Source organism: Streptomyces niveus (genome assembly GCF_001723055.1).
Classification (GTDB): domain Bacteria; phylum Actinomycetota; class Actinomycetes; order Streptomycetales; family Streptomycetaceae; genus Streptomyces; species Streptomyces niveus.
Genome location: NZ_MDCR01000336.1, coordinates 1 through 11,828 on the forward strand (window position 1 = coordinate 1; position 11,828 = coordinate 11,828).

General features: G+C 69.8%; 11 protein-coding genes. 4 read left to right on the forward strand and 7 right to left on the reverse strand.

Annotated elements, in window-relative coordinates; translation table 11 throughout:
- Positions 1–216, reverse strand: a 216-nt coding sequence (locus BHU15_RS42210) for a hypothetical protein (protein WP_368483227.1), incomplete at its 3' end; no start/stop codon positions are given.
- 95 nt (positions 217–311) lie between these two features.
- Here BHU15_RS42210 and BHU15_RS42215 point away from each other — a divergent pair.
- Entirely contained in the window at positions 312–812 is a 501-nt protein-coding gene (locus BHU15_RS42215; RefSeq protein ID WP_368483228.1) for a hypothetical protein, read from the forward strand.
- Positions 813–907: 95 nt separating this feature from the next.
- On the opposite strand, the gene BHU15_RS31225 is transcribed toward BHU15_RS42215, so the two are convergent.
- Positions 908–1,510 carry a TetR/AcrR family transcriptional regulator gene (locus BHU15_RS31225; protein WP_069630207.1) on the reverse strand — a complete coding sequence of 201 codons (603 nt, stop codon included), beginning with the start codon at positions 1,508–1,510 and terminating at the stop codon, positions 908–910.
- Between the two features lie 95 nt (positions 1,511–1,605).
- Between BHU15_RS31225 and BHU15_RS31230 the strand changes: the two genes are divergently transcribed.
- Complete coding sequence (locus BHU15_RS31230; RefSeq protein ID WP_069630204.1) at positions 1,606–3,078, forward strand: MDR family MFS transporter; 1,473 nt, start codon at positions 1,606–1,608, stop codon at positions 3,076–3,078.
- A gap of 47 nt (positions 3,079–3,125) precedes the next feature.
- On the opposite strand, the gene BHU15_RS31235 is transcribed toward BHU15_RS31230, so the two are convergent.
- Entirely contained in the window at positions 3,126–4,073 is a 948-nt protein-coding gene (locus tag BHU15_RS31235) for an ABC transporter permease (RefSeq protein WP_079128490.1), read from the reverse strand.
- Positions 4,073–5,092, reverse strand: a complete 1,020-nt coding sequence (locus BHU15_RS31240; RefSeq protein WP_079128491.1) for an ATP-binding cassette domain-containing protein — start codon at positions 5,090–5,092, stop codon at positions 4,073–4,075. The genes BHU15_RS31235 and BHU15_RS31240 overlap by 1 nt, the downstream gene beginning before the upstream one ends.
- A 268-nt stretch (positions 5,093–5,360) precedes the next feature.
- On the opposite strand from BHU15_RS31240, the gene BHU15_RS31245 reads away from it, so the two are divergent.
- A complete protein-coding gene (locus BHU15_RS31245) occupies positions 5,361–6,482 on the forward strand; it encodes a hypothetical protein (RefSeq protein WP_079128492.1) in 1,122 nt (373 codons plus the stop codon).
- Between the two features lie 150 nt (positions 6,483–6,632).
- A complete protein-coding gene (locus BHU15_RS31250; protein ID WP_069630205.1) occupies positions 6,633–8,228 on the forward strand; it encodes a hypothetical protein in 1,596 nt (531 codons plus the stop codon).
- Between the two features lie 46 nt (positions 8,229–8,274).
- Here BHU15_RS31250 and BHU15_RS31255 read toward each other — a convergent pair whose 3' ends face one another.
- The 3 genes from BHU15_RS31255 to BHU15_RS31265 all read right to left on the reverse strand — a co-directional run.
- Positions 8,275–9,642: a geranylgeranyl reductase family protein gene (locus tag BHU15_RS31255; protein ID WP_069630206.1), complete on the reverse strand. Its 1,368-nt coding sequence runs from the start codon at positions 9,640–9,642 to the stop codon at positions 8,275–8,277.
- 94 nt (positions 9,643–9,736) lie between these two features.
- The gene (locus BHU15_RS31260; protein ID WP_023537197.1) at positions 9,737–10,609 is read right to left on the reverse strand and encodes a DMT family transporter; all 873 of its coding nucleotides are present in this window, start codon (positions 10,607–10,609) and stop codon (positions 9,737–9,739) included.
- A 143-nt stretch (positions 10,610–10,752) separates the two neighbouring features.
- A partial coding sequence (locus tag BHU15_RS31265) for a neutral/alkaline non-lysosomal ceramidase N-terminal domain-containing protein (protein WP_171908479.1) occupies positions 10,753–11,828 on the reverse strand: 1,076 nt, incomplete at its 5' end.

Consider the following 11,828-nt stretch of genomic DNA (forward strand, 5'->3'; position numbering starts at 1 on the left):
GGTGTCCTGCGGGGGCTTGTGGCTGCGGGGTGCGGGGGTGCTGCGGGCGGCCAGGAAGGTGATGAGGGTTTCCGCCTCGGGGATGTGCCCGTGGTCGTGGGTCATCTGTTCCAGGCGTTGTTGCCGCGAGAGGTCGGTGCGGGTGGTCCATGTCCGGACGGCGGCGGTGAGGTGGTGCACGGTGTTCGGGGGAAATCCTCGGCGCCGCAGGCCCATGAGGTTGATTCCGCGGATGCGCAGCGTGTCGTTTCCCTGCGCGATCGTGTACGGGGGACGTCACGGTCCACTTTGGCCGCGGCGGCGATGAAGGCGTGTGCGCCGATGTGCCGGTGCTGGGTGACGATCACGTGGGCGCTGATGTTGGCGAAGTCGCCCACGTGGCAGTGGCCCGCGACGCTGGTGCCGGTGGTGACCACGACGCTGTTGCCGATGACGCAGTCGTGGGCGATGTGCGCGCACGTCATGACCAGGCAGTCGTCACCGATCCGGGTACCGCTCGATTCGGTGCTTCCCCGGTGGATCGTCGCCGATTCCCGGATCCGGTCGCGGTCACCGATCACCAGCGGGGCCTGAACGGCGCCTTCCGGGGCGCGGGTCTGGGCGGCTCCCCCCAGACCCGCGAACGGGTACACCATGTTGTCGTCGCCGGTGACGGTGCGTTCCTCGACCCAGACGTGGCTGACCAGCCGTGTTCCCCGCCCGATCCGCGCGTGGGCGCCGATGTGGCACATCGGGCCGACAACGGCGTCGGGATGGATACGGGCATCGGGGTGAACCATCGCGGTGGGGTGAATCACAACCATGATCAATAAGCTCCTGGCGTCCTTGCCGAACTTACGGACGCCCGGACGGGGGAACACCGCGACCGCGACGAACACCAGGAGTTCGGGATTGCCGGACGAGCCGCTCAAGCCTCGTCACCCGCGGCTGCGACAGCGGCGAATGGCAGCAGAGGCAGGAAGATCGTGTCCACGATCTCTACGAGGACCCGGTCGGGTGCGGGAGCGTAGGTCGTCAGGAGCTCGTGGCGCAGCAGGTCGAAGGGCAGGGCCTTGATGCGGTCGGTGAGGCGCTCGGGGTCTGCCTCGCCGCGGGCGACGGCACGGTCGAAGATCGCGTCGACGGCCTGTTTGCGGTCGGTGTCGGCGGGCTCGAGCAGTTCGGCGGGGCTGGTCCCGGTCTCCAGGTGGTAACTGGCCAGGTAGACGCTCATCACGGTGACGAGCTGGGCCCGGGTGGCGTTGATTTCCCGCATGAGGGTCAGGACGTCTTCGCGCAGGCTGCCGGTGTCCGGGACCTTGAGAACGTTCTTCCGCAGGACGTGGACCAGGGTGGCCCGGACGAGGTCGTCGCGGTCCGACCAGCGGCGGTAGAGGACCGGGGGGCTGGTGCCGGCACGTTTGACGACGGCGTCCATGGTGAACCTGGCGTAGCCGGCGGCCATGAGTTCGTCCCAGGCCGCGTCGAGCAGCGCCTGCTCCAAGGCCGCTCCGCGGCGCCGCTCCGGCATCGCCATCCCCTCTCTTTAGAAAGACTTGCGTATCTAACAATAGCGGCTTAGGTTGGGCGTCAGAAGATAGATGCATATATCTTAAGGGAGCGCCCATGGCCGCCAGCGGCAACCCCGTCACACCCAGCCCGCCGGACGCGGTCGAACCGGCCCTGCGGCGCCTGGTGTTCACCCTCGTCGTCGGTGCGCTCGCCGTCATCTTCGACACCACGATCATGAGCGTCGCCATCGACAGCCTCGCCGGACAGCTCCACACCACACTGGCCACCGCCCAGTGGGTCACCACCGCCTACCTGCTGGCCCTGTCCGCCACCATGCCCGCCGTCGGCTGGGCCCAGGCCGCCCTCGGCGGCAAACGCCTGTGGATCCTCGCCCTGGCGCTGTTCTTCGCCGGGTCGACGCTGTGCGCCGCGGCCTGGAACGCACCGGCCCTGATCGCCTTCCGCGTCGTCCAGGGCATCGGCGGCGGCATCATGATGGTCCTGATGACCACCCTGGTGATGCAGGCCGCCGACGGCCGCGGCATCGGCAGGGTCATGGCACTGATCACCGTGCCCACCGCCCTGGGACCCGTCATAGGCCCGGTCATCGGAGGCGTCGTCCTGCACTTCGGCGACTGGCGGTGGATCTTCCTGTTCAACATCCCCTTCTGCCTCGCCGGCGGCTGGCTGGCCTGGCGCAACCTGCCCGCAGACCGGCCCAGCGCCAGAACCCGCCCCCGCCTGGACACCGTGGGCATGCTGCTCCTGGCACCCGGTATCGCCGCCGTCGTCTACGGCCTGACCCAACTCGGCGGAACCGACGCAATCACCTCCGCCAAGGCCGGGCGCCCCCTGATCGCCGGGGTCGCGCTGCTGGCCGGCTACACCGCCTGGGCGCTGCGCCGCGGAGCCGACGCCCTGCTCGACATCCGCCTGCTCCGCCACCGCTCCCTGGCCTCCTCCACAGCGCTGCTGCTGCTGGCCGGAGCCGTCTTGTACGGCGCCATGCTGCTGATGCCGCTCTACTGGCAGCAGATCCGCGGCGAAACGGCCCTGGGAGCCGCCCTGTTGCTCATCCCGCAGGGCGTGGGCACCCTGCTGTCCCGCTCGCCGGCCGGAAAGCTCATGGACCGAGTCGGCGCCCGCCCGGTCGCCGTCATCGCCTTCGCGGTCACCTTCGTCGCCACCGTGCCGTTCGGCTTCGTCACCGCCACCACCAGCAACTTCACGCTGATGGCAGTCCTGTTCGTCCGCGGCCTCGGCCTGGGCGCGGCCATGATCGCCCTGATGGGCGGCGCCTTCGTCGGCCTGACCCGTGACGAGATCCCGGCCGCCTCCAGCATCAGCCGCGTCGCCCAACAGGTCGGCGGCTCCATAGGCACCGCCGTCCTGGTCGTGATCCTCCAGCGCGCGGTCGCCGACACCCACACCCCCGCCGCTCTGGCATCCGGCTTCGGCGACGCCTTCTGGTGGGCCGCCGCGTTCACCGCCGCGGCGATCCCGCTGTGCCTGCTGCTTCCGAACCGCGCCGACACCGAACCACAGCCCCAGGACACAACCTCTGACGGAGAGCTCGCCGAAGTCTGACCGGCCCCGCACCGCGACCCGGCATTCTCGGGCCACCACGTGCGGCTTCAGGAGAGCACGCGGCGGCGGAAATTACGCAGGCCCAGCCCCAGGAACAGCACGCAGAACCCGACGAGTACGGGATAGACCACGTACAGCGACATGTGGGAGACGCTGGTGAATCCGGCCCGCATGCCCTCGGTGACGTAGATCAGGGGATTGAAGAGCACCAGCACCTGGAGCCAGTGGAATCCGCCGACCTCGACCATGGACAGCTTGGTCCACTGGTAGTAGGTACCGCCGAGGAAGACCAGGGGCAGGACCACGAAGCCGAACATGACACCGATGTTCCGCGGCTCGAAGGTGGTTCCCAGCAGGAGCCCGAGTGAGGTCATGGCGATACAGGACAGCGGGATCAGGGTGAGCACGATCAGCCAGTTGATGTCGAAGTGCGGATGGACGCCCGGCGCGTGCACGACAGCGGCGATCGGGAACACGATGACCGCCGAGATCAGCCCCTGAGCGGCGCCGGAGAGCACCCGTGCGACCGCCACCAGCCAGATCGGGCAGGGTGCCTGGACCCGGTCCTCGATCTCCCGCGTGAAGCCGAACTCCTGGGACATCTGGATGGCGACCGACTGGATGCCCTGGAACATGATCGCGATGGATACGACTCCTGGCACCAGGACCGTGGCGAACGCCGACTCACCCGCGGTGCCTCCGCCGGACCCGATGCCCTGTCCGATGCTGGGGAAGACGTAGAGGAAGACGAAGACGAGCATGAACGGCTGCATCACGGTACGGCCGACGAACTCACCGAAGTTCTTGCCCAGAACGGCCAGGTCGCGCCGGATCAGCCCGGCCAGCGCGGATCTGCTGGAGGCGGCGGCCGACCGTGCGGGAACGAGGCCGCCCGGACGGGTGGTGGCCCGAGGCCCTTCCGGCTCCAAGCCGGCGCCCGCGCCCGTACCAGCCCCAGTCGGGTCGTCGGAGGGGGATGCCCCGGGTGTGGTCATCAGTCCCTCAGCTCCTTCCCGGTGAGACTGATGAACACCGTCTCCAAAGTGCTCTCCTTGATCGACAGATCGACCAGTTCGAAGCCGCCGGACTCGGCGCTCCGTACGACCTTCGGCAGCAGCCGGTCGGCCCCCTTCACATGGAGTTCGACCCCGCCCTCGACCAGTCGCGTACGGACGACACCCGTGATGTCGTGGTGCAGCCGCTCGGCGAGCGCGTCGGGACTGCCACTGGTGGCGACCGTGACGACCGCGTCGGCGCCCAGGCCGCGCTTGAGCGCGGCCGGCGTGTCCAGCGCGAGGATCCGGCCGTGGTCGATGATCGCCACCCGGTCGCAGAGATGGTCGGCCTCGTCCATGTTGTGCGTGGTCAGCAGGATGGTCTGGCCCTCGGTGATCAGCTCGTCCAGCACCTCCCACAGATTGATCCGGCTCTGCGGATCCAGCCCCGCGGTGGGTTCGTCCAGGAAGAGCACCGCCGGCCGGTGGAAGATCGCCCGGGCCACCAGCAGCCGCTGCGCCATGCCTCCGGACAGCGCGTACACGGAGGAGTCGCGCCAACGGGTCAGCTTGAACTGCTCCAGCAGTTCGTCGGCGCGCTCCCGCGACCGGCCACGCGAGATGCCGAACAGCAGACCGTGGAAGTACAGGTTCTCCCGGACCGTCAGCGAACGGTCCAGGGTGTTCTGCTGGCTGACCACCGCGATGACCTGCTTGACCAGGGTGGGTTGGGTGACGACGTCCGTCTCGCCGATCCTGGCGGAGCCGGAGGTGGGCACCACGCGGGTGGTCAGCATGCCGACGGTGGTTGTCTTCCCGGCGCCGTTGGGACCCAGCAGCCCGAAGATCTCACCCCTGCGTACGCGCAGGTCGATTCCGTCGACCGCCGCGAAATCCGTCTTCGCGTAGACCTTCCGCAGCGCGGACGTATGAATGACGACGTCGGCGGGATCGTCCGTCGGGCCCTCATCCGTGCCGGCGGCGGTGGGCGGGTCCTTCGGTCGTTCGGGTGACGCCATGGTTCACTCCACCCGGTCCATGGTCCGCACCGCCGCCCCGGCGGCGTCCACGGGCCTGCCCGGTCGACCTTTCCTCATAGCGCACCGGCTTCCAGGATCCACCGGCCAACGTTGTTGACCGCGTCGCGAAATCAGTTAAGCGCCCACCGCCGTCCCCGGCATCTCGCGCGCCCGGCGCCGGTCGTGACCGATGCAGGCCGGCATCGTTCCCAGATGGTCCACATGGGGGACGACGGCGCCGGACGGCCGTCTTGGCGGAAGGACGGGAATGGTCACACGCAGAGGGTTCATCGACGGGGTGTCGGCGGCCGGTGCCGCGACGCTCCTCGGCGCCACCCCGTCGGCCGCCGCCACCACGCGCGCCGGCGCGGCCATCACGGACACCGAGCAGAAGGCCCGTGACGCGATCCGAGCGACGAACGTCGGTATGCGTGCCAACTATGCCGCGCTCAAGTCCGAACTGATCGGCCGGCTGAGTCCGGTGATCGTTGTCGAGAACGACGCCACGGGCGGCAAGTTCACTCTCGTCCATGACGGAAGCCCACAGGAATCCGTCCAGCCGGTGCCCGAACTGTTCGAGCTGGCGAAGTCGATCAGTCACGTACCCCAGGGCATCTTCTCGACCATCGCCGCGTATCTGAGCGACAAGGTGCCCAACCTCCCCAACGCGGACCGCATCGACCCCCACGACCTGGACATGGTCGCGTTCGAGGGACCTCGGGCGGACGGCTGGATCAGGCCGCTCCAGGATTACGCCGCCACGCTCAGCACCGCGCGCCGGCAGCTCCGGGAGGCCGATCTGCCGCGGGAGCTGGAGATCTCCTGCGCGCAGATCCTCGACGAAGCACTCACGTTCGTCCGGGACTCCGTGCGAAGCGGAACATTCGACATGGCGTCGTTCGAGGAGTTCTCGGCCAGGACGTACCCCGGTATCCGTACGAACATGACGTACGCCGCCGCGGCGCAGATCTCCGGAGTGGAAGGTCTCATGCGGAAGTGGCGGGCCACGATCGGTGAGGAGGCGTGGAAGGACCTGTACACGGTCGTGCTGTCGATCTGGACGACGTCCGAACTCAACCAGGCTTCGATCATCATCAGGCGCTGCATGAATCCGGCGAAGGTCGCCACCCACCTGATCGACCTGCCGACCGTCGAAATCCCCCGCGACCCGGTCTTCGTCGCCCTGGACAATCTCGCCCGGATCGTTCAGGACAGGGTCTCGGCCGAACTGGTCTTCCCTACCGATCCGGTGGTCGCGGACGCCTTCAAGGGCAAGGAGGACTTGCTCTCCGTCGAAATCCTGCACCAGATCGAAGACCCGACCGAAGCACCCGCGGCCCCCTCGCCGCCGGCGCCGCCGTCCGCCTGTCCGGTCCACCGGGAGCCGTAACAAGAAGCGGTCCGCGGACCGTCACGCGGATCCGCCAACACCCCTCGGACACGGGCCTGTTGGCGAACGTATCCCCTTTGCTTCTGCCGCATGTGGTCTGGAAGCCTGCGTTGGCTCACCTGTTGGACGAGTAACGGAGGACACCCACACATGCCCATCAGACGCATACGCCACGCGGGGCTCACGGTGATCGCCGTGGCCGCGCTCGCGTTCGCCGGTCTCGCGACACCCGCCGCGGCGGACATCCTTCCGCCGGACGTACCGGAGTCCTGGAAGCAGGAGCCCCGTGCGACCGAGGGCGTACCCTCGCCGCTCGGTTCCCGCGCCTGGACCGCGCCCGGAGGGGCGGCCACGCCCGGGGACTTCACTCTGTCGCCCGGTGCGATGAACGCCGAGACCACCACGAGAGTCACGCGCCTGGACTCGGTGCTGCCCAAGTCGGGCGTGCAGAACCTGCTGACCGCCGCGAACCGCACCGCCGTGTCGTCGTGCGCGCGTGACCCGTTCGGCACCGCCCCGGACCCCGACATCAGGTACTGCCTCCAGAACGACGACTCCATCTCGCGGGAATGGGTCCCCCAGGGCTTCACCGGCGTGTCCGACGCGCAGGACGACGAGTTGTGGGGCAGCGCCGGGAACATCCAGCTGTACGCCTCCTACGACGGCTGGGACCCGGGCCGCGAGAACGACCCGAACCCGGCGACCGGCGACTGCACCGCGGCCGAGCTGGAAGCCGACGACGCCTGCAACCAGAAGGGCGTGCGGATCACCTTCCTGCAGAACCGGGTCAACCCGGTCACGGGTGTCCCCGAGATCAAGTACCGGCATGTCCTGCTGGGCTGGACGTATGAGAACAGCGCCGACCACATCTCCTTCGACGGGCTGCACGCCTCCGAGTACCCGATCCAGAAGGGCGTCCACGCCGGCGGGATCGTCTGGTACGGCAACTACCTCTACGTCGCCGACACCCGCAACGGCCTGCGCGTCTTCGACATGCGCACCATCATGGACCTGGACCCGGACGGCGATCCCGGTACGCATGACGCGATGGGGTCCGACACCGACGGCGTGAAGACCACCGCCAACGTCGAGGACAAGACGAAGGTCGGCCGCCACAACAACGTCTGGTACAGCTTCGGTTACCGCTACGTCATGCCGCAGGTGGCCGCGTGGAAGTTCAGGTCGACGCAGAGCAACCCCTCCGGTTCGTACGCCTGTGTCGCGACCGGCGCCCCGAAGGCCTCGTACGTCTCCCTCGACCGCAGCACCGTCCCGGACCGCCTGCTGATGGGCGAGTACTGCCGCCCGGCGGGCGGCCACCCCTCCACCGGCCGTATCGCCTCGTATCCGGTCGCGGACCTTGAGCAACGCTCCGCCGACGTTCCCGCGGAAGGCTGGGCCAACTATCTGCCGATGACCAACGGCGGCGGCCAGGGCGCGGCGGCGTACAACGGAACGCTGTTCGTGAACGAGTCGAAGGGCACGGACGAGCCGGGCAATCTCTGGCGCTACGGGTGGAACAGCGGCGCGCTGGTCCAGAACGGCCAGGCCATCAAGACCGCCCGGGGCGCCGAGGACCTCTACCTCGACCGTGGCATGGGCCGGCTGTGGTCCATCTCGGAACACCGCCCCGGCGTGGCCGCCGACTGCACGGCGAACCCGGACCCCCTCCATCCGGCGGGCACGGACTACTGCCAACGTGTCCCGTACGCACACAAGTTGAGCTGGCTCGCCGCCCAGCCGTAGCCCGCCGGTCTGCTCGCACGAACGCCCGCCCCGCCGGCCGCGCCGCTCACGAGGGCGACGACGCCCGGCGTCTGCGCGGCCTGCGCGTCAGGGCCGGTGTGGGCACAAGTCGCAGCAGCGTGTGCAGAACGGCGTCGATGGTGTCGTGGCCCGGCTCGTCGGCGCCGTGCGTCAGCAGCCGGGCCAGGGAGCGGACCAGTACGGGGGAGGCCATGACGCGGCGGTTGAGGACCGGGCGGTAGCCGTACTGGCCCAGGACGAGGTCCGCGGCGTGGTTGCCCAGCCGGTAGTAGCGCCCCCAGAGGCGGTTGATCTCTCGCGGGTACTGCCGCAGGGCCTCCTCCCGCGCCGGGCCCTCCGGGCGGATCAGGGCCAGGGCCACCGCCTCGGCGGCGACCCCGCCGGCCTCCATGGCCTGGGCGACACCCTCGCCGCTCCACGGGCTGATCATGCCCGCGCTGTCGCCGACCAGGAGCAGCCCGCGCGCGTACTGCGGACGGCGGTTGAAGCCCATCGGCAACGCCGCGCTGCGCAGGGGCGAGTCGGCGTTCTCCTCGCGCAGTCCCCATTCCTCCGGCAGGCGCGCCAGCCACTGCTCCATGCTGGCCCGCAGATCGACGGCCCCGTGCCGACGGTGCGGCAGGGAGCCCAGGCCCACGTTGACCCGGCCGTCGCCGAGCGGGAAGATCCATCCGTATCCGGGCAGGTCACGGCCGGTGCGTGAGCAGCGCAGATCGGCCCAGAGCTCCAGGTACGGATCGTTCGTACGCGAGGCGCTGCGGTAGTAGCGGCGGGCGGCCGTGGCGATCTGACGGGTCGGATCGCGTTCCAGGCCCATCGCGAGGGCCGTTCTGGCGGAGGCGCCGTCGGCGGCGACGACCACCTGGGCGCGGTATGTCCTCGGCTGCTTGTCCGCTCCCGCGACGGCCGTCACGCCGATGATCCGCCCGGCGCGGTCCGTCAGCGGTCCGGTGGCCTTCACCTCTGTGCGCAGCCGCGCTCCGGCGGCGCAGGCGTGGCGGACGAGGATGTCGTCGAAGTCGTACCGGCTGCGCGTGAGCCCGAAGTCGGGAAGACCGCCGAGGCGGGGCCAGTCGATGTGCACCTGCCGCCCCTCGCACATCCAGCGCATTCCGCGCGTACGTCGCCAGCCCGGGGCGTCGATGTCGACGCCCATGCGCACCAGTTGGTGTACGCCGCGCGGGGTGAGGCCGTCGCCGCAGACCTTCTCCCGGGGGAAGGAGCCCTTCTCCAGCAGCAGGACGTCCACGCCCGCGCGCGCCAGGTACAGCGCGGCGCTCGCTCCCGCGGGCCCCGCGCCCACCACGATCACCCGCGCCTTTTCGTCGCCGGTGCCGGTGCCGGTGCCGGGGTCAGGTTCCGTGTCCGCGTCCGTTCGCAGGGGGTCTGTCATCGGTACGTACTACCTCCTGGAGTCGGCGCGGGTGCTGTCCGAGCTACCCGAACCGAGCTACCCAATCGGAGAACGATGCAGTCCCGACGGACGGTCAGCGGGCCCGCGGCTTGGGCGGAGAGGCGCCGCCCGCCAGCGGGGAGCGGGCCAGTTCGAGGCAGCCCGCCGTGATCAGGGCGACCGCGAGGAGTTCGGGCAGCAGCCACCAGCCGGTGCGGACGCTCTCGCCGAACAGCGTGACGCCGTAGGTGATGCTGATCAGCGCGTCACCGAGCGTCAGCATCGGCTGCGACGCGACCAGGGAGCCGGCCTGGAGGGCGTTCTGAAGGAGGAACAGCGCGCCGATCCCGGCGACGGCGGTGGCGTACAGCTGCCAGGACGCGAAGAACGCGGCGAGGCCCGCGCCGCCCTCCAGCCTGGCCACGGCGTCCTTGAGGAGCGCGGCTGTCAGGGCGTACGCGCAGGCCGCCGCGAGTCCGAGCAGCGCGGCGCGCGCGTTCTTCCGGGTCCGGCGCGCGGCGGCGATCAGCAGTGCCTCGAAGATGCCGGTGATGACCAGCGCCGGGACCCAGGACAGACCGGCCACGGTCTCGCTGCCGCCGGTGGGCGCCGCCGAACCGAGGCCCACCGCCAGACCGACGGTCACCGCCGCCACGCCGTACCAGGCGGTGCGCGGCAGCGCGGACCGGAAGACGTAGCTCGCGATCAGCAGGGTCATGGGCAGCTCGATGACGAAGATCGGCTGTACGACGGCGATCGGCCCGGTCGCCAGTGCCACCGCCTGGCAGACCGCGGCCACGATCACCAGCCCGATACCGGCGAGCCAGACGCGCTGCCGGAGCAGATGCCCGATCAGCGCCAGGCTGAGTGACTGGGAGTCGGGCGCCGTGGCCGCGGCGCGTCGCTGGAGCACGGAGGCGGAGCCGTTGCTGATGGCGGTCAGCACGGCGAACAGGACACTGATCACCGCCCCATCATGCGGGCGCCGGGCGCCGGGGCCCTTCTCATCGCGGCCGGTGCGCTCGCGCGGCGGCCGAACGGGTTATCCGTACGCGGCGGCCGGGCCGGTGGCGTACGTACGCCACCGGCCCGGCCGACCGTCAGAGCGCCTCAGCCCACCGTGAACGTGGGGGACGTCCCCGTGAACGGTGTGATCTTCCCGAGCAGGTTCTTCGAGTCGCCGTGGTGCACGATCCGGTAGGTGCCGGGAGCGGTGTCCGCGGCGATGTCCCAGGTGACGGTGGCCTTCGACGTACCGGTCAGACCGTTGATACGCGTCCAGCGGTACTTCGTGCTCCAGTCACCGTCGTCGAGCACCCGCGTCCACGCCCCGTCGACCAGCCGCTGCACCTCCAGGAAGGTGCCGCCCCGGCGGAGGTTGTTCTTGGGGTGTCCGGTGGCGAACTCGACCGTCGCGGTACGGCCCCGGGCGTACGAGGCGTCCGGCGGGGTCAGTACGCCGCCGAACGTGCTGCCGGGCGGCGGGTTGTCGTACACCACACCGGTCTGGAAGTTGAACTGCCGGCCCGACTCGTCCGGCGGCGCCGTACCCCGGTCGAGCGCGGAGCCCTCGCGCAGGGACTTCGCGACCCGCGCGTACTCCTGCTGGTAGGCGGGCAGCGTGTAGCGGCCGTAGAGCGTGGAGCCGCCCTCGTACTGCTGGGTGTCGTACTCCTCAGGTGTCGTCACGTACTGGCTGTAGGAGTTGGCGTACCCCTGGAGCAGCACCCGGTCGAGCGGGACACCGAGCTGCTCCGCCACCGTACGGCGGACACGCAGACCGGAGGTGATGGTGAACTCGCCCGGCCCCGCGACGAGATACAGCTCGCCGATCCTCATGATCTGGAGCGGCAGGATCTTCGGGGTCACCGGATGGACGTTGCTCAGCAGACCCGTGGGTACCAGGCTCGCCTTCGGGTACTGGCAGGTGGCCAGCCAGTCCGGGGTGTCGATCTGGAGCGCCTCGATGATGGAGGCGACCGGAGTGCGCATGCCCTCCTCGAAGCCGGGGATCGCCGGACCGTCCTCGACACTGCCCGCGAGCGTGGACGCGCCGACGACGGCGGGACAGGTGCGGTGTTCCTTTCCGTCCGGGGTGTACGCCCCGTTCACCGTCACGTTCTCCATGTCGACGTACGCGAGGCGGGAGTCGACGCCCCCGCCGACCGGCTTCGCGTCCCGGTAGA